A 24,057-nucleotide genomic window follows, 5' to 3' on the forward strand; every position below is an offset into this window, starting at 1 on the left:
CTACAGAACAGAGGTTTTCTCAAGTCACAAAGTGTGTTCAGGTCAACTAAATTAGAGTGCTAATTTTTCGTTTTCTTGAATCTCTGCAACAGTTAATGCAGTCATATTCACTAAACGGCGTGTTGTCGCTGTTGGCGTTAAAATATGAACAGGTTTTGCAGCACCCAAAAGAATTGGGCCAATCGTTACGTTACTGCCCGATGTTGATTTCAACAAGTTGAACGAAATGTTCGCTGCATCCAGATTTGGCATAATCAGCAAGTTCGCAGAACCTTTAAAACGTGAGTTCGGGTATGCGAAATGACGAATATTTTCATCCAGTGCGGCATCACCATGCATTTCACCTTCAACTTCAAGTTCAGGTGCAATTTCTGACAAAATATCATAAACCTTACGCATTTTTTGTGCGCTAGGATCGTTTTGGTCTGAACCGAAACTTGAGTGAGAAAGCAATGCTACACGCGGCGTAATACCAAAACGGCGTACTTCTTCAGCCGCTAAAATAGTCATTTCAGCAAGCTGTTCAGCTGTTGGATTACGGTTAATGTAAGTATCGGCAATAAACAAGTTACGGTCTTCAAGCATCAATGCATTCAGCGTGAAGAAATTATTGCGGCCTTCTTTTAGACCAATCACATTGCTGACGAAGTCTAAGTGAATGTCGTAGCTTGAATATGTACCACACAGCATGCCGTCAGCCACACCATGGCGAACCAGCATTGCCGCAATAAGTGTAGAACGACGACGTGCTTCACGCTGAGCATATTCAGGCGTTACACCTTTACGCTGCATGATGCTGTAGTAATCGTCAGCAAACTTATCGTAATCAGGGTTTTTCTCTTGATCGACGATAGTGATGTTCACGCCGTCTTCAAGACGTAGACCTAATTTTTTGATGTTTGCTTCAATGACTGCAGGACGGCCTACAAGAATTGGTTTTGCTAAATCTTCATCAACAGCAATTTGTACTGCGCGAAGTACACGTAAATCTTCACCTTCAGCATATGCAATACGTTTTGGATCAGTTTTCGCTTGCGCAAAAATTGGTTTCATCATGAATGCAGAGTTATAAACAAACTCAGACAAACGTTGACGATACGCAGAGAAGTCTTGAATTGGACGAGTTGCAACACCTGAATCCATCGCTGCTTGCGCAATAGCAGGTGCAATTTCAAGAATCAAACGTTGATCTAATGGGCGCGGAATGAGGTAATCACGACCAAATGAAGCAGATTTTTCACCATATGATGCAGCATCAGCTTCGACATGTGCCATGCGAGCAATCGCATGTACACAAGCAATCTTCATCTCTTCATTAATTGTGGTTGCACCAACATCTAGTGCGCCACGGAAGATATAAGGGAAGCAAAGCGCATTGTTCACTTGGTTTGGATAGTCTGAACGACCAGTTGCCATAATCACGTCTGGACGTGCTTCATGTGCATGTTCAGGAAGAATTTCAGGGTCTGGGTTAGCAAGGGCAAAGATGATCGGATCTTTCGCCATGACTTTAACCATTTCTTTGGTCAAAATACCTGCTGCAGAAAGACCAAGGAACATGTCCGCACCTTCCATTACATCAGCAAGCTGAGAGCCTTCGATGTCTTGAACATATGCTTTTTTAGACTCATCCAAGCCTTCACGTTTAGTGGTCAATAAACCGCGTGAATCTGCCACAACGATGTTTTCTTTTTTCACGCCAAGTGCACAAAGTAAGTTCAAACATGAAAGGGCAGCAGCACCTGCGCCAGAAGCGACAATTTTGATTTCTTCAATTTTTTTGCCATTGAGTTGAAGTGCATTCAGTAATGCAGAACCCACAATGATTGATGTACCGTGTTGGTCATCATGGAACACAGGAATATTCATGCGTTCACGAAGTTTTTGCTCGATGTAGAAACACTCTGGGGCCTTGATGTCTTCAAGGTTGATACCACCGAAAGTTGGTTCCAATGCTGCAACGATATCTACGATTTTGTCTGGGTCGTTTTCAGCAATTTCAATGTCAAAAACATCAACACCAGCGAATTTTTTGAATAGAACGCCTTTACCTTCCATAACAGGTTTTGACGCTAAAGGACCAATGTTACCTAAGCCCAGTACGGCTGTACCGTTACTGACTACAGCAACAAGATTACCGCGCGCTGTGTAAAGTGCAGCAGTAGATGGGTCGCGTTCAATTTCTAAACAAGGTGCAGCGACACCTGGCGAGTATGCGAGGGCTAAATCGTGTTGGTTGACCAATTGTTTGCTTGGTGTAACGCTGATTTTCCCCGGAGTTGGAAATTCGTGATAATACAAAGCCTGCTGTTTTAAAGATTGATCGTCCATCTGTATCTCGATTGTGTTTTGTTTATCCAATATAAAGCTGCAATGCTTGCTTTATCCGCTTGAATATAACATTAGTTGCACAGTTGGGACAGTCGAAGTCGCGTCTTTTTCAGACAATCTTATAGCTCAGGCATAGTGACTTATATTAAGTAAGTATAAGCAGGCGAAGAGATATTATTTTCAAGGAACACGGTTGCCTCTTCTTGTGGCAGTGGCTTAGAGAAAAAATAGCCTTGAGCAATGTCACATTCTAAGTCTTGTAGATACTGTAACTGCTGTTCAGTTTCAATCCCTTCAGCGACTACCGTCATGCCCATCGCTTTACCCATGGCAATCATGGCACTAACGATGGCCAATTGTTTATTTTCACCAATTTTAGAGATAAAACTGCGGTCTATTTTTAAGATATCAATTGGAAAATCAGCTAGATAGGATAGAGAAGAATAGCCCGTACCAAAGTCATCAAGTGAAATATTGATCTTACGTTTTTTTATTTCATTTAACAGTTCACGTACTGAATCTAGATTTTCGACCAAAGAAGATTCTGTAATTTCTAGTTCCAGACTGGCACCATCAATTTGATTGGCATCTATCGCTTCATCTAGATCATTTAATAATTGTCCACGGCGCAGTTGCTGCGCAACAATATTGACGGATACACAAATATTTTGATAACCCAAATTGTTCCAAAAACGAATTTGCTGCGCGGTTTTTTGCAGGACAAAACGCCCGATATCCGAAATTAAACTGGTTTGTTCTGCTAAAGGAATAAATAAGCCCGGTGGTATTAAGCCTTTTTCAGGATGATTCCAGCGCACCAAGGCTTCAAAACCGTAAATATTTTTATCACGGAAATTGATCTTCGGTTGGTAATACACAACCAGCTCATTATTTTGAATGGCTTTACGTAAGTCTCGTTCCAAGAAGATCCCTTGTTCTAATAATGCGGTATTTTCATTGGAATAATAACGTGTAGTATTACCTCCCAAATTTTTTGCTTCGCTTAGCGCTTGTTCTGCACAGTTATTTAGATAATCTAGCTGACGACCATGCTCAGGGTAGAACGCGACGCCCATCGATAAAGTGATGACATGATCTTGGCCAAAAATATTAAATGGAATGCTAAAGGCTTTATTGATGCGTTCACAATGCTCTTGCACAGAAGGGCGGATGTGTGAAATTTCATACACAATCGCAAAATCATCGCCATTTAAGTGTGCGACAAACAGAGCTTCGGCATTGGTTAGACGTAAACGCTGTGCGACTTGGCGTAACAGCTCGTCACCACCATTGTTGCTGAGATATTCATTTAATGGACGGAAACGGTCGATGTTTAAACGAATGACAGCCAACTGTTTAATCGAATCTTGCTGTGAAACTAAATATTGATGCAGTTGATAGTTGTAATAAAAACGGTTCGGTAAATCCGTTAAGGTGTCATAGTTTTCTAAATAAGATAATCGTTGTTCTTGCAATTTACGTTCGGTTAAATCTGAGACAATTCCAATGTAATGGGTGACGCGGTTTTGATCATCAGTAATCGCATTAATATGCATCCACAGCGTCAGTTCTTTACCTGAAAGAAATTTTTCGTGCAATTCACCATCATACTCACCAATTTTCAGCACTTGCTTAATGATCGAATAGTGCATACTGCGTTGAATTGATTTGTAATTTGCAGTGATATCAAAAAGATGTTTACCAATAATTTGGTCGTAGTTAAAGCCGGTTAATTGTTCGTAAAACGGATTGACTTCGATATAGCACAGCTCTTCATTTAAAATGAAAATCCCTTCAGCAGCTTGTTCGAGTACACTGGCTGCAAGTTTTAAACGTTCTTGAGATGTCCGTTCTTGATGGATATCACGTCGAATACCGACCATGCGCAATGGCTTACGATTATTTGGATCGCGTTGAATGACCCGTCCAATATCATGTACCCAACTCCATTTTCCTTGACTGTTTTGAATCCGATAGGTGGCCTCATAACGGTCTTTAAATCCACGTAGATGTTGAATCATCGCTGATTTAAAATGTGGGATATCATCAGGATGGATCACATGTTGTAACTGTTGCTGATGCTCTTTCGAATGTCTAAGGGTTTTTTCTTGCTTATAGTTGGTGACAACGATTTTACGGTCTTTGATATTCCAATCCCAAGGACGTAAACCGGCAATTTCATGCGCAAGGACTAAATTGGCTTGTTGGTTTTCTAAATCCTTGTTCATTTGTTCAATGTCGAAGGTCCGCTCTTTGACTTTCTGTTCAAGGATTTGGTTACCTAGCTGTAGTTGTAATTCGATGTCTCTTGATTTGTTGACTTCTTCTTGGAGCTGCTGACACAGTTCATCAGTCCATTTGACTTGTTGCTTGGCACTATCGACCAATAGGTTGTTTTTAGCATGTAAAGTCGATACACGACGATGAATGCGATATGACGTCATGGCGCACATTAGAATCACAATAAGCCCAAAATTAATACTCAGGCTAAATAAGTGATTTGAACCATCTAAGAAAAAAAACTGTGCAATCAGATAGGGCACAATAGATGGAATAAATGCCAAACAAAAATAATTGAGTTTTTGCGTTAAATAGGTCAAACCAAAGGTTTGTGTCACGATCAAGAGTAGGGCAGAGAGCGTCAGGGCTTGAATTGGTTCAAAGCTTTGATTGGTCGCAGGCAAATAATAAAAAATTAAAAAAATACCGCTCGCAATCAGTGTGCCGACAGAAAAACACTGAAATTGTAGCCAACGATGCGCAATCATCAGTGAATATTGTTCGGGTTTAAAATAAACGGTGCTCATCAGCCAGCATAAACTGACAAAAACTTCGGTAAAAATAAACCAAATATTGAAATACAAAGATGGCGATTTATAAAAAATTTGATATATCGAAAAAATATATAAGCAAATAATCAGAATACTGACTAAAAAATAGCGGCTATGGCGAATCGTGTTCGCGATTTGAGCAGTATGATTGTACTGCTTGATATATTCATCTTGTTTATACGTCATGAATATAAAAACCCTGCCTTAACTAAATCTAGATCGTTGTATTTGTATTGTTCCTGAGAGTATTTGTTTATTCTTGGTAACAAATCATTTGTTTTTATTGACTCTAGGGTAATTGCGTTACAAATAAAAAGCAATATCAAGGATGCCATCATTGATGTTTTCAGATGAACTATCGAGTAAAAATTAAATAAATTTATAATTTAAAATTGAAAGTGCAACTACAGGTGCAGTTTCTGTGCGAAGGACACGTTCACCGATACACCAGTTCACGAAACCTTTCTCATTTGCTGCGCTGATCTCTGCTTCGCTCAAGCCACCTTCAGGGCCAATCAGTAAGGCAACGTGCGGGTCAGCATCAGCTAATACATCAACTTCATCTTTATTGGGTGCGAGTACCAATTTTGTTGTCGGTAGGTCACTTTCCAACCATTTTTCAAGGGGAAGAGGCGGAAGTACTTTAGGAACAATGTTGAGTCCACACTGTTCGCAAGCAGCAATAGCAATGCCTTGCCAATGGTCAAGTTTCTTTTGATCACGATCGTACTTCAAACGCATCTCACAACGTTCTGAAGTGAGTAGTTGAATTTCAGAAACACCGAGTTCCACCGCTTTTTGAATCGCATAATCCATGCGGTCGCCTTTACTCATCACTTGACCCAATAGTGCCGTAAAATGTGGTGTGCGATTGCTTGGATTGAATTGCAAAACTTGAACGGCAGCCGACTTTTTAGCGATTTCAATCAATTCAACATGGTATTCGCCACCTTGTCCATTGAACAAAGTGGCTGTTTCTCCCACTTGAGCACGTAAAACTTTTACCCAGTGATGAAACACTGTTTCCGTTAATTCAACAGTCGTATCAACAGTTAAATCAGCTTCAATATAAAAACGTGGCATTAAAGTTTTACTCTCAAATAGGTCGAAATGTCTTATGCTAGACCGAGGTCTTTCACAAGTTGGCGTGTAGGGTCCGTGGTGTTCATGGTATAGAAGTGCAAGCTTGGCGCACCACCAGCAATCAGGCGTTCGCAAAGTTTTACAATCACTTCATGACCAAAGGCTTTGATTGACGCTGTGTCGTCGCCATAAGTCGCAAGCTGTTTGCGAATCCAACGTGGAATTTCTGCACCTGTACCATCAGCAAAGCGAATTAAATTACTTGCATTGGTAATAGGCATGATGCCTGGAGCGACAGGAATGTTCACGCCTTCTTTTTGAATGCGTTCTACAAAGTAGAAATAGGCATCTGGATTGAAGAAGAACTGTGTGAGTGCTGCGTTTGCGCCTGCATTGGCTTTGTCGCAGAAACGTTTGATGTCGAGATCAAAGCTGTCTGCTTGCGGGTGCATTTCTGGGTATGCTGCAACTTCAATTTTGAAATGATCACCAGTGTGCTCACGAATGAAACGTACCAAGTCCGTTGCATAAGGCAATTCGCCTAAGCCCACTTGACCAGACGGCAAGTCGCCGCGCAGCGCAACAATACGGTCAATGCCTTGCGATTTATACAAATCCAGCAATTCAGCAATACGTTCTTTGCTGTCACCAATACAAGACAGGTGAGGGGCAACCGGTGTGCCTTTACCGTTGAAATCATTCAATGTAGACAAAGTGCGTTCACGGGTAGAACCGCCTGCACCATAAGTCACAGAGAAAAATTCAGGATTTAATAATTGTAGTTCTTGGTGTACAACTTTAAGTTTTTCCGCGCCCGCATCAGTTTTGGTTGGGAAGAACTCAAAGGAAATAGGAATCTGTTTTGACATGTTCAAATCCTTTTTTATAAATACTTTTATTTAAAAAAATCCCCTCATCCTAACCTTCTCCCAGAGGGAGAAGGGACTTCCATTATGAAAGTAATAGTGATTTGGAGTTAACATCAAATTTGCTTTCACAATGAAGAGTTCCCTCTCCTTTTAGGAGAGGGTTAGGGAGAGGTATTTATAAAACTTAGTATTTATAAGCCTCAGCTTTGAACGGGCCTTCAACTTGAACACCGAGGTAATCCGCTTGTTCTTGAGTCAAAGTCGTTAATACGCCACCGAAACCTGCAACCATTGCAGCAGCAACTTCTTCGTCTAATTTCTTAGGAATAAGTTCTACGCGGATCGCAGCTTGTTTTTGATCTTCAGGAAGATCAGCAAATTTTTCAGCGAATAGGTGCATTTGACCCAATACTTGGTTGGCAAAAGAACCATCCATAATACGTGAAGGGTGACCGGTTGCATTACCAAGGTTCACCAAACGGCCTTCTGAAAGAAGAATAAGGTAATCATTTTCATTTTCTGAACGATACACTTGGTGAACTTGTGGCTTAACTTCAACCCACTTATAACCACGTAAGTAATTTGTGTCGATTTCAGTATCGAAATGACCGATGTTACAAACTACAGCGCCAGCTTTTAATGAATCAAGCATTGCAGCGTCACATACGTGGTAGTTACCAGTTGTTGTTACGATCAAGTCAGTATTTTGAAGAAGATCAAGGTTGATGTCTTCTTTCTTACCCGTTTGAATGCCATTTTTATACGGAGCAACAACTTCGAAACCGTCCATGCATGCTTGCATTGCACAGATAGGGTCAACTTCAGTGACACGTACAATCATACCTTCTTGACGAAGTGATTGAGCAGAACCTTTACCTACGTCACCATAACCGATTACAAGTGCACGGCGGCCAGATAAAAGCATATCTGTACCACGTTTGATGGCATCGTTTAGTGAGTGACGGCAGCCGTATTTGTTGTCGTTTTTAGACTTAGTGACAGAGTCATTTACGTTAATCGCTGGAACTTTTAAAGTACCGTCGCGGTGCATTTCGTAAAGACGTTGAACACCTGTAGTGGTTTCTTCTGTAATACCGTGGATTTTAGCAATCACTTCAGGATATTTTTCGTGAACAAGCGCAGTTAAGTCACCGCCATCATCCAGAATCATGTTGGCATCCCAAGGTGTACCGTTCACATTGATTTGCTGTTCAAGACACCACATGTATTCTTCTTCAGTTTCGCCTTTCCAAGCAAATACAGGAATACCTGCAGCAGCGATTGCAGCAGCAGCGTGGTCTTGAGTAGAGAAGATGTTGCATGAAGTCCAGCGTACTTCTGCGCCCAATTCAACTAGAGTTTCAATTAAAACTGCAGTTTGAATGGTCATGTGGATACAGCCAAGGATTTTCGCACCAGCAAGCGGTTTAGCCGCTGCATAGCGTTTGCGAAGACCCATTAGGGCTGGCATTTCTGCTTCTGCGAGTTTGATTTCTTTACGGCCGTAGTCAGCTAGTGAAATGTCGGCAACTTTGTAATCTGTAAATGAAGCATTAACCGCGTTCATCACGATCTCCTTAATAAAAACAATTGATCATTCAGTTCGCGGATGCCGTTGTTGATTGGAGTGAGTGTCCAACCGAATCGTCGAGCCTAGCGATCTTATATTTAGTGCCTATAAGAAAGTCGCAGCATCCCTCGACTAGGGCAGTATTGTACTTGGAAATAGAGTGAGTTCCAATCAAAAATTGGTTAATATGTAGATGAATAATCTGATAATAAAAAGATAATAACGTACATATCATGAATATATTAAAATTTAATATTTTCCTAGTTTTACTCGTATCTTCACAAGCTGTCTCAGCAAGGCGAGGCGACTTTTCACCACAAGATATTTTTTTTCTGCCTTTAATTTTGATTGGGGTTTTATCCTTATTTAAATTTTCAGGCTTTATTGAAAATTATACGAAAGGCTTAAATTTAACCCTTAGAGTAGTCATAAAAGCAGTGAGTTTTATTATTTTGATTGGCATCATTGCCCTTATAATTATCGGGATAGGGCTAATTTCTGAGTATATTCCTGAAAAATGGTCGATGATATTCTAGTGCAATTTTAAATATAAAAAATTGGAAGCTAATAATGAAAAAATTAACTGCATTCATATGCTTGTGTTTTTCAGCACTAACATATGCCAACGATTCAACAGGCTATGTGGCAACGGGAGGGGTGCAGTACCTTAAAAATAAAGACATTCAAATGTTCAGTGAAGACCTATTTATTAGTAAAAAAATGATCAAGGTCGATTATCAGTTTAAAAATCTGAGCAATAAAGACGTGACTGAAACCATACTCTTTCCACTGCCAAAAGTTGAAAACTTCTTTGAATCTGATTTTGCCAATACTGAAAAATTGCTAAAAAGTTTTAAAGTTCAGGTGAATGGAAAAACGATTCAGCCTGAAATGCATGTGCGCACTTTTATTCAAAAAGATGAAAAAACAGCCCCCGATTGATATGACGGAGAGTTTTAAGCAATGCGGGTTTACGGAAAAAGACATGCTGAATCCGTGGAGCAGGCAAGATGATGAATATGAAACATTCGAGACAAAGCTCAGAAACTGTAAAAATGCAGCGCTGCAAAAAGTATTGCCCAAAGATCCGAGTGAAGTCATTTCATGGTCATCTCAGGTGATTTACAGCTGGAAGCAAACCTTTAAAGCCAATGCGCTCACACGTGTACAGCATCAATATGCACCGCTGGTGGGCGGGTCTGTGGCTTTATATCCTGATGAATATAATCAAAGTTATTGTATGGATCAAAAGTTTAAGGCAGGACTCAGAAAGGCCAAATCACAGCATGCACCATTTCAAGCACTGGGCTATATCTTAAAAACTGGCGCCAATTGGGCAAAGCCTATTCAAGATTTTAAACTGACTATTGAGCGGGATGCTAACGAACTGGTTTCATTTTGCTGGGCAGGTAAAGTGAAGAAAATCAGCGCTACGCAGTTTCAAATGGTTGAAAAGAATTTTGTACCGAAACAAGATTTGGACATTATTTTTGTGAGTAAACGTCCGTCATTAGACACAATCCAGCAAGAGATATAACCAAAGTAATGAGCCTAGAAAAATTTAAATCATATGCTGCATATTTCTTGGGAATGTGTGCCTGTTTATATGGTTGTTATACTTTTTTCTATGAAAATGACAAATGGCATTTGTTGCTGTTTTCAATAATGTTGTACGGCTTGCTGTATGCAGTATTTAGATTTATCAGCAAAAAATCATGGAGCTGGTTGTGTCATGGCCTCAGTTTTATTGTTTTGTATAGCACTGTTTTAGCCATATTTTTTAGTTCAAGTTTTTTACAAATTAAAGAATTTCAACTGACTCATCCCAACTGGATTTTGGCAGATCAGGTTCATATTAATCAAGTTGAAATTGATGATTATAGGCAAAGGCGTTCACTGCAATATGCGTATACGCGAGTGCGATACCAATACATGCTGAATGAGCAAATAAGTACAGGTGTTGCAGATAAACTTGACCCGCAATATATGCTTTGGTTTCTTGAAACGTCGCAGGATTTAAAAGTCAGAGCAGCACTCAAAACTGAGCATGCAATACATCAGCAGCAGTATTCAGTGTATGTAAATACTCAAAATCCGAATCAATCACGATTTTTTCTTAACCAAGACTATTTTGAACTTCGTAATTCAGGGTTTGCATGGCTGATTTACGGCCTTCAAATGCTGTCCTTGGTTTTAGTTCTTATCGTTGTCATTTTGCTGTGGGATGCCTTTTCTGATTCGAAAGAATCTAAGACCGCTAAAAAAAGTAAGACTAAGCCTAAGGAAAAGGTGTAAAAAGCTAAACCTGATATGGAGTAAACATCTTCGTCCTAAAAAACTTCTGCACTAGGGATAAATTTTTTTTGATGCGGCATAACTATGTTTATAAAAATTGCCGTACAAATCGCGCTGATTTGTTTATTATCACTGCAGATTTAAGTTGTGAGTTCTTATTATGTCTTTGGAAATGCCTGAAGAATTAGCCAATCTTGAAGCCAATGGCGGCATTTTTGCAGTATGGATGCTGTTGCAGCACTTAGGTATAGATGCAGATATTCAGCAACTCATCGAAGTTTGCGCTTATGAAGCTGACCATGGCACAACCACCATTGGTTTAGCTGTAGGACTGAAAAAGTTTGGCTTTCAAGTCAAGTTTTACACAGAGCATGATCCTGAGCTGCAGGACAGTGAAAAACGCAGTTATGCAGAAGCAGACCAATTGGAACTGCCTATATTGCCTGCAATTGGCTATGCACAAATTCAGCAGGCTTTTGAACAAAATCAGTTTGTGATTGTGTATTACGATACTCTAGAGGGCGTGGGGAATCATTCTTTGGTGTATGACATTGACGAAACTGAAATTAGTTTCTTTGACAGTTTTGATGCCATGCCAGCAGAGGTATTTGAACAGCAACGTGGGGCAGAGGGCATTTGCCGACAAGTGATTACTGTAGGCGTAAATAATTATGTGGCGAGCTGAGCCATTTTGTTAAAAGCAAAAAGCCCATCATGAGATGGGCCTTTTTCTTTGTGATTTAAGCTTTGGGCTGTTCGGCCGCATTGGCTTTTTCATTCCAAAAATCTGCTTTTTCTTCATCAGCGTCGATGCCTAAGCCATTGGCATAAATAAAGGCTAAGTCACGCATGGCCTGAACTTCACCTAATTTTGCAGATTGTTCAACTAGTTCAATGGATTTAGCGACATCTTTTTCCACCACATCGCCGCGACGGTAAAAATTGGCCAATTCTAAAATTGCAGCAGGATGGTCATGTTTTGACGCTTGTTCTAACCAGCGGTGCGCATGCTCAAAATAGGTTTTAGATTCTTCAGGATCTTCTTCGAGCATGTCTTTGGCATAGACTGCATAGCCTTCACCCAGCCAATACATGGCTTCTACATGACCTAATTGAGCTGCTTTGAGTGCCCATTCTTCAGCAAGTTCAACATGCTCATCATTTTCACTTTGCATATAAATTTCAGCCAGTTCAAATTGAGCATCTTTATTGCCTGCCATGGCACGGTTATATAAAGCAGGAGAGATCGAAAGTTCAGACATGTGTAATCCAAAAGAGCAGAATAGGCATAGCCTAATCGGTTGGCATGAAAAAAGCCAATCCGAAGATTGGCTTTCAATGTTTAGAGATGGTTGTCTAATGAATTAAAATTTAAGAAACACTGCTGACAATACAAATACGACAACCAATGCACCAATAATTTTCCAAAAGTATTCAGCGATATAACTAATACATAGCCCGACAAATAAAGCCGCAATAGTCAGAGCGCCAAACCAATAACTGATGTTATTGCTCGGCGTTCCAAGAGAGAGGCAAATTATCAAGGCAATAATCAATAGCGCCCAGCCGACTAGCGTGGCTATCCGTGTTTGGCCCACACTTAGTTCTTTGCTGTAGAACTGCTTTTGATGTTTAGACATGCTGCTTGCCAAGGCAAAAAAACCTAAGCTACTCAGTGCCCAAATCAGGAGAAAGAACATCATGCTTCAACCTCCTTTGTGCCACGCGCTTTTTTAACAGGCAGCCCTTTATGTTTTTTCACTTTGTAAAATGAGTAGGCAAACAAGATAGCCAAAAGCCACATTGCAAGATCAAAGGATGCAATCATCCATTGGCCATTTGCCATGGTATTCCAAAGCGGTTGACCTCCAGTCATGAAATTTACAATCGGCAGTAAGGCAAAAATTGCTGTGGCAAAAGCTAAAAGTTCTAGCCACGCTTGACGGTGCGTACGGAAAATCGCATAAACGAGCGTCAGTAGCCAAACAATAAAGAAACTACGAATTTCTAATTCCGAGCGGTTTTCAAGCTGTGCTGGAATAAAACGGTTGGCATAGAAAAATGCTGCACAGGCAATGGGTAAACCAATAATCGCTGCAATATTGGTCACTTCAACCGTGCGGTGGCCAAATGATTTAAAGCCTTGTTTTTGCTGTTGCGGCGCACGTTTTACACACCACAGAATGAGACCTGTAGCGACCATCAGGGTGCCTACAATCCCTGAAATAAACAGCAGCCAACGTAGTGCTAAATCTACACCGCGTGCTTCATGCAGCGTAGTGACTACATTGTAAATACCCATCGGTACAGAAGGTTGCTTTAACTTGGTACTTTCGTCAGTTAAGTCTTTGCCAGTTACGCCATCAAATTGTTTACTTGCATAGACATTTCGATACGCGACACTTTCACCATGTAAGGCGCGTAGTTCAATTTTAGCTTGGTCTGTATTCGGTGCAATGATGCTAACGGTACTAATCGGATTAGTTTTCCATTCATTCTGAACCGCAGTCACGATCGGCGCTAAGTTGGTCAACGGCGCAGCAACGACAGGTTGCTCTTCACGTTTAGAGCGACGATCTCCTCGACCTTCACCACGGCTCTCAGCACGATTTTCACCTGGGTTTTGTGCAGAATTGGCACGGGCTTGCTGTGGGCGTTCGCCACGTTCTTGAGCAGATTCACGTCCTTCAGGTTTATTTTCTTGAACCAAGGCACGATTTTGTTCTTGTAAAAATTGTCCCCGGTTTTCATAAATACGTTCAATCCCCCAAGGCATGATCGTAAATAACAGTAGCAACAGGCCACTAAAGGTGATCATGATGTGGAAGGGAAGCGCAAATACTGCGGTTGCATTATGTGCATCGAGCCAAGAACGTTGTCCTTTGCCTGAACGGAAGGTAAAGAAATCTTTAAAGATTTTTTTATGAGTAATCACACCACTAATGATGGCGACTAACATCAACAATGTCGCTATCCCGATAAACCATCGCGTCCACATACGTGGCATGCCATATAGTTCGAAATGGAAACGATAAAGAAAATTACCACCACGTGTATCGCGCGGCTCAAGCACTTCACCTGTAGCACTATCAATGTAAATTTGTTTACCACCACGGCGTGCACGAGGGTCTTCACCTTGTTCACGAACGGTAATTAAAGTGGCATTTTGACGCGTATTCGGCAGCAAAATATTCCAAGCACCTGCATTTGTATGATTTTGCTGTAAATAATTCAGTGCGACTTGAGTTTGTTGGACTTGTGAACTGGCTGGAACAGATTGATGCAGCTCAGGTGTCATCCAAACATTGATTTCATTTTTAAAGAAGCTTAGGGTCCCAGTCAGGAAAATTGCATACAGCAACCAACCTAAGATAAGGCTAGCCCATGTATGCAGCCAAGACATGGACTGGCGAGGTCCCTCTACTTTTGCATCAACACGCATTTTAGCTTCCTATCATCATGTAAATGGCATACAAACACACCGCAGGGATCACAATGCCTAAAGTTGCTTTGAGGGTTTTATTCACCATAAAGACCCAAATAAATGCACAGCTCCACAGGATAAATGCAATTAAAGTTGCACTCATGGCTGCACTTCCACGGTCTTCGCTAAACACATCTGCGATCACGATGGCCGATAGCATCGCGACAACATATCCGCCCACTAAAGCGAGGGCAAAGCGATAGAAAATCATCAAGCGATAGGTCAATAGAGAAGGAGTATCTTTACGCGTTTTAGGCAGCGCAGATGTGAGGGGTGTCACAAGTGCCTCAGGTGGTGAGCTATTCATAAAATACTTAAGCGCTTGGAAATTGTATTAAAGTTAATCTAAATGATAACAATTATTATTAATAATTAGAATAATGTATTCACAAAATTATTGATATTTCAGCATGCTGAGTAGAAATTGATTTAAAAAGAGGGGAAATAAAGGCAAAAAAATAGCGACCGAAGTCGCTATTTTAGAATGCAAGAATGCTTATGTGTCTACATTATTGTTCTTGTTGAATGCCTGCAACTAACCAGTCTTGATCAGAACCCGCAGGTTTAACAAAATGCCATACTTCAGCAAAAGGCTGTGGCAGGCTATTTAAGTCTTCACTTACAGTACCTGTAAAACGCACACTTACAACGTATTGACCATTTTCGTTAGCAGAATCGACCACCATAGCATTTAAGTTAGAAAACTCAGCAACGTCTTCATCTTTATTCGCCATAATGTCGTTATACATAGACTGGTAAAGATCAGGCGTTAAGTAACGCTGAATTTCAGAAATGTTGCTTGCCGTATTCATCGATTGAATGTGGTTAAAACGCTGACGTGCAACACGTAAAAATGTTGCTGGTTCTGTACCATCCGGCAATTGATTGCCGCTGTTGGTATAGGCAGCACCAAAAGGCGCATTCGTTGCAGCAGCTGCACCAAATGGAGCATTTGAAGCTGCTGAATTACCGCCTACAGAATTACCAAAAATATTCGTATTGTCATTACCTGCACGAGGTGCGGCATTTTGCTGGCCAAACGGTGCATTGTTTGCACCGCTGTTTGGCGCATACGGATTGTTAGCGGCTAGTTTTTTTTTTGCGCCCATCTTACGGAAAATGAAGAAGGCAACAGCAGCGGCAAGTAAAATCCAGATCCAGCCTGGAATACCACCTTTCTCTTCCTGTTGTTGAGCTTGAGCTTCAGAAGCTGCTTGACCGTTATTGTCATCTGCCATCGCATTTGCAGCGACAGCACCAATTGCAGCACCAGCCACACCAGCAGCAACCATTCCGCCCACATTCGAGCCAGATTTTGCTGGAGCGCCAGCAGTTGCAGGCTGTTGAACAGGAGCAGATTGACGAGGTTGCTGATAAGACTGAGTTGGAGCAGCTTGACGGCTCATACCATGGCTTTTACCACCACCGGCACGTTTCGCTTCTGCAATCGGCGCTACCAAAAGGGCTGCTGTTAAAAGAGCAGTCATCAAACCACGCTGTCGAACTTCCATCAAATTTTCCTATATCTATATAAATTTAAAATAGCCATCTAGTTATGCCGCCATTTGTACTGAATTTCAATAGAACATCGGTAAAAAATTGAAAATTCATTCAAAATAAACGATTCAACGTGACTAAGACTCATCGGTAAGTGTAATTGCCTGACTCAACGCCTCATGTAAACGTGCGACAGAAATAATTTCTACACCTGAAATCGGTTTTTGCGGTGCATTCCCACGCGGTAAAATAATGGTTTTAAAACCATGCTTAATGGCTTCTTTGAGTCGTTCTTGTCCATTGGGTACAGGGCGGATTTCGCCTGAAAGGCCGACTTCACCAAATACTGCCAAATGCTGTGGCAGGGCTTTAGCTCTTAAGCTAGAGGCGCAGGCTAAAAGTACCGCAAGGTCAGAACCGGTTTCTGTGATTTTTAAACCACCCACGACATTGACATAGACATCTTGTCCTGCAGTTTGTACGCCACCATGACGGTGCATAACGGCTAAAAGCATGTTTAAACGGTTTTGTTCTAAACCTAAGGCCACGCGTCGAGGTTGTCCGTGCGCATCATCTACCAAAGCCTGAACTTCAACTAAAAGTGGACGTGTACCTTCACGGCTAATCATGACAATGGAACCCGGAATGGCTTCATCATAACGACTCAGGAAAATGGCGGAAGGGTTTGATACCTCGCGCAGACCTTTATCAGTCATGCCAAATACACCAAGCTCGTTGACCGCACCAAAACGGTTTTTCACCGCCCGAATCATACGGAAGCGCGAGTCAGACTGACCTTCAAAATACAAAACACAATCGACCATGTGCTCAAGCACGCGAGGGCCAGCCAAAGAACCTTCTTTTGTTACGTGACCGACAATAAACAATGCTGTGCCACTATTTTTGGCAAAACGGGTCAGGAGTGCAGCCGATTCACGAATTTGGGAAACACCGCCCGGCGCAGACTGGAGTGTCTCGGTGTATAGGGTTTGGATCGAATCTAAAATGGCAACGGCAGGGCGTTCATGTGCCAAAACTTCACAAATACGCTCGACACAGGTTTCGGCCATGACTTTGAGTTGATCGGTCGGCAAGTCTAGGCGCTGGGCACGTAGAGCCACTTGAGACAAGGATTCTTCACCAGTGACATATAAGGCAGAACTTTTACTCGCCGCCATATAGGTTGCAGTTTGTAGCAAAATAGTGGATTTACCAATGCCGGGGTCACCACCAATCAGCACTACTGAACCTGTGACCAGTCCACCGCCGAGCACACGGTCAAATTCACCAATACCTGTTGCCATTCGAGTTTCATGCGAAACTGAAACTTGATTTAAGGTGGTCACAGCAGCAGCTTGGCCTGCATAGCCACCGCCCATTTTAGGTTGTGCACGGTGTGTAACGGCGGGTGCAATATTGACTTCGACTAATGAATTCCATTCACCACATTCGGTACATTGACCGGCCCATTTGGGATGATCAGCACCACATTGTTCACATCGATAGACACTTTTTGCTTTCGCCATAATATTTACTGTGCACAAACTCAAATTGAGTCACAGCATAGCGGTGAATACATCGAAAAACCAAGTTTTTATCGCATGAAATGACTGATGAAGGTCAATTGATGTCGTTTTATTTTCAATAGCTGCACTTTTACATAGTAAGCACTTTATAATAGCGCATTATATTTTTTGAAATGGGTCACCACATGACTGAACTATTACGACATATCGATGCCATCGCACGTGAAAAAAATCGTGATGTGTTATTTGTGCATTTTGAAGAATATGATCATCAACATCCTGAAAAAAATACGGTGCGTAATGATGTTATGCACTGGTTTGACCTGCAAAATATAGACTATTTCCCTTGTATGGGGCTAGAAGGTGAGTCTTTAATCGATAGTTATACAGGTGATTTATACCTTGACGTGCCTTTTGATGAAAGCAGCCCTGCATATAAAACCCTCAGTGAATACCTTGAAGATGAACAAGGGAACATGAAAATTCAGGGGGTATTGTTCTTTTCTTTATCTTTGGAAATTGCCCTAGAAATCGAAGCTGATCTGATGGAAGCCAGTGCTGTAGATTCTGAATATGCTGAAAATGAGTTTGGTGACCAATTTGGTGAAGGCTTTATTGAAGATGCTGAATCATATCCAAAAGATGAAGCAGCCAATGAAAGCAACACGAAAAACGACAAATTTGATGATGGTCAAATTGGCACGATCCAATAAGTAAATATCGATTTTCAGTCCGAATAAAAAAAGCCACGTGAATTCACGTGGCTTTTTGTTTAGCAGGGGATTAGTACAATTCACCTGATTTACGACGTTCAATAAAATCTTTCGATTCTTTTACAATGATGCCTGAGAGCAATAACAGTGCAATACAGTTTGGTGCAGCCATCAAACCGTTAAAGGTATCGGCAAATAACCAAACGAGATCGAGTGTTACGACACAGCCGACAAAGACTGATGCGATGTAAATTAAGCGATAAATCAGTACTGACTTTTCACCTAAGAGGTATGTACAGCATTTTTCACCATAATAGCTCCAACCCAGAATGGTTGAATAAGCGAAGAAAATAATACCGAAAGTCACGACCCAACCACCGAAGCCAGGAAGTAGTTTGTCAAAAACACTAATCGTCAGTACGGCACCCGTTTGATCACCAAAGCTTTGTCCCGCCATGATGAAGCCCATCACCAGTACGATACCTGTAATTGAGCAAACAATGATGGTGTCTAAGAACGTACCTGTCATAGAGACAAGACCTTGACGTGCTGGGTGGTCAGTTTTTGCAGCCGCAGCGGCAATAGGTGCTGAGCCCATACCTGCTTCATTAGAGAATACACCACGTGCCACACCATAACGAATCGCAGCACCAATCGCACCACCCGCAGCAGCTTCGCCCGTAAATGCATAGCTAAAGATCATTTTTAGTGCAGGGATCACCAATTCAAGGTTGGTGAAAATAATGATTAAGCCACCCAATACATAACCTACCGCCATAATTGGAACAATAAATGAAGAGGCTTTAGAAATGGATTTGATGCCGCCTAAAATAACGAGTGCAGAGAATATGGTGATAACGATTGCAGTGGTGAGTGTGCTGATCCCTAAGCTGTTTTGCACAGCAAGCGCGACAGTGTTCGACTGTACTGAGCTACCAATACCAAAGGATGCCAAAGTACCAAATAGGGCAAATACCACTGCCAACCATTTCCACTTAGGCCCAAGCCCACGTTCGATGTAATACATCGGACCACCGTTCATTTCGCCATTTTCATTTTTATGACGAAACTTTACAGCGAGTACACCTTCAGCATATTTGGTTGCCATACCAAAGAGCGCGGTTATCCACATCCAAAACACTGCGCCCGGACCACCGAGCACACAAGCGGTGGCTACACCGGCAATATTACCTGTACCAATGGTGGCAGAAAGTGCGGTCATAAGTGAGGCGAAATGAGAAATATCGCCATCATGTTGATTGGCTTTAGGATGCTTGCCAAAGACTTGTTTGAATGCGAAAGGCAACATGCGAAATTGCCAGAAAAGTAGTCGGAAGGTGAGGAATACACCTGTTCCGACAATGAGGACCAACATGTACGGGCCCCAGACCCATCCACTGAGTGTTTCCATGATATTTTGAATTTCTTGCATAGTATCTTCTTCTTATCGGCCCTGAGTGAGTGAATGCTACATTTTTGATATCTGTAGCAATTGATATGCCATTGTTAGAAACTTCCATGATTTTTGGCATAAATTTTTATCGTTGGTAAAATATTTTTTGCATAAAATTTAAGTTATTACAAGTAAATTGTTGTTTTATTGGTCGCTTTAAAATGTGAACTGGCGCTAAGATTTTTATATATAAGAAAAATAAATTAACTTTGTCACTTAATCCGAAAATATAGATGATGAAAAATAATTTTGTATTTTCTGAAATTTTTACGTTAATTTGTCGCAATTGGAACGCGAAGTTGAATTAAATAATGTCAAATGAAATTCATGGATCGCACGCTGATAGCGGCGATTTGAAACGAAGCTTGTCCAACCGACACCTGCAATTGATTGCGATTGGTGGTGCGATTGGTACAGGTTTATTTATGGGGTCAGGAAAGACCATCAGTTTAGCTGGTCCGTCCATCCTTATTATCTATATGATTATTGGTTTTATGGTTTTCCTCGTCATGCGTGCATTAGGCGAGTTATTACTATCAAATCTTGAATATAAATCTTTTATCGATTTTGCAACCGACTTAATCGGCCCGTGGGCAGGTTATTTTGTAGGTTGGACCTATTGGCTGTGCTGGATCACTATAGGGATTGCAGATTTATCGGCCATTATTTATTACCTGCAATTCTTTAATGGAGGTAACCCGTTCTCGCCCGAAGAAGGGGTGATGATCAGTGTTGCCGCCATTGTTTTTATCATGGGTTTAAACCTTGTTACGGTTAAACTTTTTGGTGAATTAGAGTTCTGGTTTGCACTGATTAAAATTATTGCAATCGTGGTGCTCATTGGTGTCGGTCTTTGGATGATCTTTACCGGTTTTACCTCATCGACAGGTGAAATCGCATCATTCACACATTTATGGTCACATGGTGGTTTATTCCCAACAGGTGTTACCGGCTTCTTGGCAGGTTTCCAGATTGCTATTTTTGCCTTTGTCGGCGTAGAACTCGTGGGTACTACGGCAGCAGAAACCAAAGATCCAGAACACAACTTGCCTAAAGCTGTGAACTCGATTCCGATTCGTATCATTATTTTCTATGTGCTTGCACTTGTGATTGTGATGTCCGTTACGCCATGGAATGCCATTGACCCAAGCATTTCACCATTCGTGAACTTGTTTAGCCAAGCCGGTATTGCTGCTGCTGCGATTATTATGAACTTGGTGGTGTTGTCATCAGTTATGTCATCGATGAATAGTGGTGTGTTCTCGACTTCACGTATGTTGTTTGGTTTATCTCGTGAAGAGCAAGGTCCAAAAGCGTTTGGCCGTCTAAACTCACGTGCAGTTCCTGCAAATGCGTTATATTTCTCGGCAGTTTGTTTACTGTTGGGTGCGGCATTACAGTATTTCGTTCCGAACACGGTTGAAGCCTTCACTTTAGCAACCACACTTTCGACGATTTTATTTATCTGCGTATGGCTCATGATTATCTGGAGTTATATCGTTTACTATAAAACTCGTCCTGAGTTGCATGCGAAATCAACCTTTAAACTACCGGGTGGTTTATATACCTGTTGGCTCGTGATTATCTTCTTCATCGGCATGATTTATGTCTTGTCGCTAGAAGCAGATACCATGAAAGCGCTCATGGTGAGCCCAATTTGGTTCATCATTTTGATTATTGGTTATTTTGGTTTTTATAAGAAAAAGCACCATTAATTTACATTTTTGATCTGATGTAAAAACATAAAAAGTTGCTCCTGAGTGGGCAACTTTTTTATTTGGATATGGACTTATTTTAAGTTAAAACAGACTGTTTATTAGCGTTTCGATTTGTATTAAACAGCATTCAAATTGATAAGCTATTTCAGTGAAATCAATAGCCTGATCGAGCTAGAAATAAAGACAAATAAGGATTGAAAACAGCACCATCAAATTTTGCTTAAATTTAGTGCAGAATGGCAAAAAGCTCACTTGGAATTACAGGGCTTTTCTTTTATCCGCGGGTTGATCACGTTATACTCGGAAAAATCTTTTCATTAGGTACGTTTATGTATCGTTTTATGAATTATAAAATTATTGTATTAGCAAGTGCTGTGCTGCTGACAGCATGTGGTCAGTCTGGTGCATTGCATTTACCTTCAGATGCAAATGCAGATAAGCGCGCAAAATATCTGATTTATCCAGATACGCCTGCACAGCAAAAGCAGGAAAAACAAGCGGATTCTGTTCCAACTGAATCGGAATCTTCAAATTCTAACCCTACACCTTAATGCTTTTATAGAAAGGATACTTTCATGAGTTTCACCCGTACGAATGGGGTATTGCATGCAGAGCAATGTTCTTTACAACAGCTTGCACAGCAATATGGCACACCGCTTTATGTTTATTCAAAAGCTACTTTTGAAAAGCATTATTCAGATATGGATCGTGCATTTAGCTTTATCGACCATCAAATTTGTTTTGCGGTAAAGTCAAACTCTAATCTTGCGGTGTTAAACGTACTTGCCAAGCAGGGCGCTGGTTTTGATATCGTGACGGGTGGTGAACTCGCACGTGTATTAAAAGCCGGTGGTGAAGCTTCTAAAATTGTATTCTCTGGTTTGGGTAAAACTGAAGCCGATATCCAAAAAGCGTTGGACGTGGGTATTGCATGTTTTAACGTTGAATCACATGCAGAGTTGGATCGAATCCAAAAAGTTGCTGCGGCAATGGGTAAGAAAGCACCGATTTCATTGCGTGTAAATCCAGATGTGGATGCTAAAACGCATCCTTATATCTCTACGGGTTTAAAAGAAAATAAATTCGGTATTCCTTCAGACAGCGTTTTTGACACCTATGCGTATGCGGCGTCGTTGCCAAATCTTGAGATTGTCGGGATTGATTGTCATATCGGTTCACAGTTGACTGAAACTCAGCCTTTTGTTGATGCACTTGATCGTGTCATTGTGATGATCAATCAACTGAAAGAGATGGGTATTCAGCTAAAACACATCGATATCGGTGGTGGCTTAGGCGTAACGTACAAAGACGAAGTTCCGCCTACCGTTGAAGAATATGCTCAGGCAATGCGTCCAGCTTTAGAGAAATTAGGCCTTAAGGTATATATGGAGCCGGGGCGTAGTATTTCTGCAAATGCAGGTGTGTTGTTAACCAAAGTTGATTTGCTCAAACCGACCAATCATCGTAATTTTGCCATTATTGATGCCGCAATGAACGACTTAATCCGTCCTGCTTTATATGAAGCATGGATGGATATTCAGGAAGTAACGCCTCGTACTGATACAGAAAAGAAAGACTGGGATGTGGTTGGTGCGATTTGCGAAACTGGCGATTTCCTCGGTAAGCAACGTCAGTTGGCGATTCAAGAAAATGACGTGCTTGCAGTATTGGGTGCGGGTGCTTATGGTTTTGTCATGAGTTCAAACTACAACAGCCGCGGACGTGCTGCTGAAGTGATGGTTGATGGTGATCAGTCTCATTTGATTCGTGAGCGTGAAACCATCGAATCATTATGGGAACGTGAACGTTTATTGCCTTAAGGAGAAATTCGAGATGTTATTAGAATTTACCAAAATGCATGGCCTTGGCAATGATTTTATGGTGGTCGATCTAATTAGCCAACGGGCTTATTTAGATACAGTGACGATTCAGCGTTTGGCCGACCGTCATTTTGGTATTGGTTTTGATCAGCTTTTGATTGTAGAACCACCAGATTTACCCAACGTCGATTTTAAATACCGTATTTTTAATGCGGATGGTTCGGAAGTTGAACAATGCGGTAATGGCGTTCGTTGTTTTGCGCGCTTTGTGCATGAACGTAAGTTGACCAGCAAAACCAAAATCAAAGTACAAACCAAGTCAGGTATCGTAGAGCCTGAATTAGGTGCGAATGGTTGGGTGCGCGTTAATATGGGTTATCCACGCTTTTTGCCGCATGAAATACCATTTATTGCGGAAGAGCCTGAAAACTTATACGACATTGCATTGGCGAATAATGAACAGCTCACCATTGATGTAGTGAGTATGGGTAATCCGCATGCAGTGACGATCGTTCCTGATGTCATTACCGCAGACGTCGCTAAAATTGGTCCACAAGTCGAATCACATGAGCGTTTTCCACAGCGAGTAAATGCTGGCTTTATGCAAATTTTGGATGAGAAACATGCACGCTTACGTGTATTTGAACGTGGTGTCGGTGAAACTATGGCCTGTGGTACAGGTGCTTGTGCAGCGGCAGTATCAGGTATGCGTCGTGGTTTATTAGCCAATTCGGTCGAAATAGAGTTGGCAGGTGGTAAGCTGCAAATTGAGTGGCAAGAAGGTGGTGTAGTCTGGATGACTGGACCAACTGCAACAGTTTACGAAGGACGCTTAGATTTAAGTTACTTCCAAGGTTAAACTCCAAG

19 protein-coding genes and 2 pseudogenes are annotated in these 24,057 nt (G+C 41.4%); 9 read left to right on the forward strand and 12 right to left on the reverse strand.

What is annotated here, in order from left to right:
• Positions 1-51: 51 nt before the first annotated feature.
• The 5 genes from FTV27_RS00735 to ahcY form a co-directional block, all read right to left on the reverse strand.
• Positions 52-2,331, reverse strand: a complete 2,280-nt coding sequence (locus tag FTV27_RS00735) for an NADP-dependent malic enzyme (protein WP_180076773.1) — start codon at positions 2,329-2,331, stop codon at positions 52-54.
• 140 nt (positions 2,332-2,471) lie between these two features.
• Complete coding sequence (locus FTV27_RS00740) at positions 2,472-5,348, reverse strand: EAL domain-containing protein (protein WP_180076774.1); 2,877 nt, start codon at positions 5,346-5,348, stop codon at positions 2,472-2,474.
• Positions 5,349-5,531: 183 nt separating this feature from the next.
• The gene (locus FTV27_RS00745; RefSeq protein WP_180076775.1) at positions 5,532-6,245 is read right to left on the reverse strand and encodes a 16S rRNA (uracil(1498)-N(3))-methyltransferase; all 714 of its coding nucleotides are present in this window, start codon (positions 6,243-6,245) and stop codon (positions 5,532-5,534) included.
• A gap of 32 nt (positions 6,246-6,277) precedes the next feature.
• Positions 6,278-7,114, reverse strand: a complete 837-nt coding sequence (metF, locus tag FTV27_RS00750; protein ID WP_168378282.1) for a methylenetetrahydrofolate reductase [NAD(P)H] — start codon at positions 7,112-7,114, stop codon at positions 6,278-6,280.
• Between the two features lie 184 nt (positions 7,115-7,298).
• Positions 7,299-8,681 carry an adenosylhomocysteinase gene (ahcY, locus tag FTV27_RS00755; RefSeq protein ID WP_078192086.1) on the reverse strand — a complete coding sequence of 461 codons (1,383 nt, stop codon included), beginning with the start codon at positions 8,679-8,681 and terminating at the stop codon, positions 7,299-7,301.
• Between the two features lie 236 nt (positions 8,682-8,917).
• Here ahcY and FTV27_RS00760 point away from each other — a divergent pair, with 236 nt between their 5' ends.
• From FTV27_RS00760 to FTV27_RS00775, 4 genes and pseudogenes are all read left to right on the forward strand, one after another.
• A complete protein-coding gene (locus FTV27_RS00760) occupies positions 8,918-9,220 on the forward strand; it encodes a hypothetical protein (RefSeq protein ID WP_111883908.1) in 303 nt (100 codons plus the stop codon).
• 34 nt (positions 9,221-9,254) lie between these two features.
• Positions 9,255-10,221 (forward strand): annotated as a pseudogene (locus FTV27_RS00765) (DUF4424 family protein).
• A 128-nt stretch (positions 10,222-10,349) separates the two neighbouring features.
• Positions 10,350-10,979, forward strand: a complete 630-nt coding sequence (locus FTV27_RS00770; RefSeq protein ID WP_180076776.1) for a hypothetical protein — start codon at positions 10,350-10,352, stop codon at positions 10,977-10,979.
• Positions 10,980-11,139: 160 nt separating this feature from the next.
• Positions 11,140-11,664, forward strand: a complete 525-nt coding sequence (locus FTV27_RS00775) for a cysteine peptidase family C39 domain-containing protein (RefSeq protein ID WP_180076777.1) — start codon at positions 11,140-11,142, stop codon at positions 11,662-11,664.
• Positions 11,665-11,719: 55 nt separating this feature from the next.
• Here the strand turns inward: FTV27_RS00775 and FTV27_RS00780 are convergent, their stop codons facing one another.
• The 6 genes from FTV27_RS00780 to radA all read right to left on the reverse strand — a co-directional run bounded on the left by FTV27_RS00780 (position 11,720) and on the right by radA (position 17,486).
• The gene (locus FTV27_RS00780; RefSeq protein ID WP_180076778.1) at positions 11,720-12,241 is read right to left on the reverse strand and encodes a tetratricopeptide repeat protein; all 522 of its coding nucleotides are present in this window, start codon (positions 12,239-12,241) and stop codon (positions 11,720-11,722) included.
• A 102-nt stretch (positions 12,242-12,343) separates the two neighbouring features.
• Positions 12,344-12,682, reverse strand: coding sequence for a DUF3325 domain-containing protein (locus FTV27_RS00785; RefSeq protein WP_180074149.1), 339 nt, complete (start codon positions 12,680-12,682; stop codon positions 12,344-12,346).
• Positions 12,679-14,421 carry a PepSY domain-containing protein gene (locus FTV27_RS00790; RefSeq protein ID WP_180076779.1) on the reverse strand — a complete coding sequence of 581 codons (1,743 nt, stop codon included), beginning with the start codon at positions 14,419-14,421 and terminating at the stop codon, positions 12,679-12,681. Before FTV27_RS00790 ends, FTV27_RS00785 begins: the two co-directional genes overlap by 4 nt.
• Before the next feature lies 1 nt (position 14,422).
• On the reverse strand, positions 14,423-14,770 hold the full coding sequence (locus tag FTV27_RS00795; protein ID WP_180076780.1) for a hypothetical protein: 348 nt from the start codon (positions 14,768-14,770) through the stop codon (positions 14,423-14,425).
• 202 nt (positions 14,771-14,972) lie between these two features.
• Positions 14,973-15,974, reverse strand: a complete 1,002-nt coding sequence (locus FTV27_RS00800; RefSeq protein ID WP_078192078.1) for a Tim44 domain-containing protein — start codon at positions 15,972-15,974, stop codon at positions 14,973-14,975.
• Between the two features lie 123 nt (positions 15,975-16,097).
• Positions 16,098-17,486: a DNA repair protein RadA gene (gene radA, locus FTV27_RS00805; protein ID WP_180003350.1), complete on the reverse strand. Its 1,389-nt coding sequence runs from the start codon at positions 17,484-17,486 to the stop codon at positions 16,098-16,100.
• A gap of 185 nt (positions 17,487-17,671) precedes the next feature.
• On the opposite strand from radA, the pseudogene FTV27_RS00810 reads away from it, so the two are divergent.
• Positions 17,672-18,028, forward strand: a pseudogene (locus FTV27_RS00810) (hypothetical protein); the annotation flags it as partial.
• Positions 18,029-18,269: 241 nt separating this feature from the next.
• On the opposite strand, the gene FTV27_RS00815 reads toward FTV27_RS00810, so the two are convergent.
• Entirely contained in the window at positions 18,270-19,631 is a 1,362-nt protein-coding gene (locus FTV27_RS00815; protein WP_180076781.1) for a sodium:alanine symporter family protein, read from the reverse strand.
• Positions 19,632-19,963: 332 nt separating this feature from the next.
• On the opposite strand from FTV27_RS00815, the gene FTV27_RS00820 reads away from it, so the two are divergent.
• From FTV27_RS00820 to dapF, 4 genes are all read left to right on the forward strand, one after another.
• The gene (locus tag FTV27_RS00820) at positions 19,964-21,367 is read left to right on the forward strand and encodes an amino acid permease (RefSeq protein WP_078192075.1); all 1,404 of its coding nucleotides are present in this window, start codon (positions 19,964-19,966) and stop codon (positions 21,365-21,367) included.
• Between the two features lie 344 nt (positions 21,368-21,711).
• Positions 21,712-21,921, forward strand: a complete 210-nt coding sequence (locus FTV27_RS00825) for a lipoprotein (RefSeq protein ID WP_373423566.1) — start codon at positions 21,712-21,714, stop codon at positions 21,919-21,921.
• A 24-nt stretch (positions 21,922-21,945) separates the two neighbouring features.
• A complete protein-coding gene (gene lysA, locus FTV27_RS00830) occupies positions 21,946-23,190 on the forward strand; it encodes a diaminopimelate decarboxylase (RefSeq protein ID WP_180034401.1) in 1,245 nt (414 codons plus the stop codon).
• 13 nt (positions 23,191-23,203) lie between these two features.
• Positions 23,204-24,049 (forward strand): diaminopimelate epimerase, encoded by an 846-nt coding sequence (gene dapF / locus FTV27_RS00835; protein ID WP_180008334.1) that lies wholly within the window; start codon positions 23,204-23,206, stop codon positions 24,047-24,049.
• Positions 24,050-24,057 lie beyond the last annotated feature (8 nt).

Origin of the sequence: Acinetobacter sp. YH12251 (assembly GCF_013417465.1) — a bacterium.
In the GTDB taxonomy this organism is placed as follows: Bacteria; Pseudomonadota; Gammaproteobacteria; order Pseudomonadales; family Moraxellaceae; genus Acinetobacter; species Acinetobacter amyesii.

Bases quoted from the DNA above. Each gene is read 5' to 3' on its own strand.
- FTV27_RS00735 (WP_180076773.1), bottom strand. From the start codon at position 2,331: ATGGACGATCAATCTTTAAAACAGCAGGCTTTGTATTATCACGAATTT.
- FTV27_RS00740 (WP_180076774.1), bottom strand. From the start codon at position 5,348: ATGACGTATAAACAAGATGAATATATCAAGCAGTACAATCATACTGCT.
- FTV27_RS00745 (WP_180076775.1), bottom strand. From the start codon at position 6,245: ATGCCACGTTTTTATATTGAAGCTGATTTAACTGTTGATACGACTGTT.
- metF (WP_168378282.1), bottom strand. From the start codon at position 7,114: ATGTCAAAACAGATTCCTATTTCCTTTGAGTTCTTCCCAACCAAAACT.
- ahcY (WP_078192086.1), bottom strand. From the start codon at position 8,681: ATGAACGCGGTTAATGCTTCATTTACAGATTACAAAGTTGCCGACATT.
- FTV27_RS00760 (WP_111883908.1), top strand. From the start codon at position 8,918: ATGAATATATTAAAATTTAATATTTTCCTAGTTTTACTCGTATCTTCA.
- FTV27_RS00770 (WP_180076776.1), top strand. From the start codon at position 10,350: ATGTTGTACGGCTTGCTGTATGCAGTATTTAGATTTATCAGCAAAAAA.
- FTV27_RS00775 (WP_180076777.1), top strand. From the start codon at position 11,140: ATGTCTTTGGAAATGCCTGAAGAATTAGCCAATCTTGAAGCCAATGGC.
- FTV27_RS00780 (WP_180076778.1), bottom strand. From the start codon at position 12,241: ATGTCTGAACTTTCGATCTCTCCTGCTTTATATAACCGTGCCATGGCA.
- FTV27_RS00785 (WP_180074149.1), bottom strand. From the start codon at position 12,682: ATGATGTTCTTTCTCCTGATTTGGGCACTGAGTAGCTTAGGTTTTTTT.
- FTV27_RS00790 (WP_180076779.1), bottom strand. From the start codon at position 14,421: ATGCGTGTTGATGCAAAAGTAGAGGGACCTCGCCAGTCCATGTCTTGG.
- FTV27_RS00795 (WP_180076780.1), bottom strand. From the start codon at position 14,770: ATGAATAGCTCACCACCTGAGGCACTTGTGACACCCCTCACATCTGCG.
- FTV27_RS00800 (WP_078192078.1), bottom strand. From the start codon at position 15,974: ATGGAAGTTCGACAGCGTGGTTTGATGACTGCTCTTTTAACAGCAGCC.
- radA (WP_180003350.1), bottom strand. From the start codon at position 17,486: ATGGCGAAAGCAAAAAGTGTCTATCGATGTGAACAATGTGGTGCTGAT.
- FTV27_RS00815 (WP_180076781.1), bottom strand. From the start codon at position 19,631: ATGCAAGAAATTCAAAATATCATGGAAACACTCAGTGGATGGGTCTGG.
- FTV27_RS00820 (WP_078192075.1), top strand. From the start codon at position 19,964: ATGTCAAATGAAATTCATGGATCGCACGCTGATAGCGGCGATTTGAAA.
- FTV27_RS00825 (WP_373423566.1), top strand. From the start codon at position 21,712: ATGAATTATAAAATTATTGTATTAGCAAGTGCTGTGCTGCTGACAGCA.
- lysA (WP_180034401.1), top strand. From the start codon at position 21,946: ATGAGTTTCACCCGTACGAATGGGGTATTGCATGCAGAGCAATGTTCT.
- dapF (WP_180008334.1), top strand. From the start codon at position 23,204: ATGTTATTAGAATTTACCAAAATGCATGGCCTTGGCAATGATTTTATG.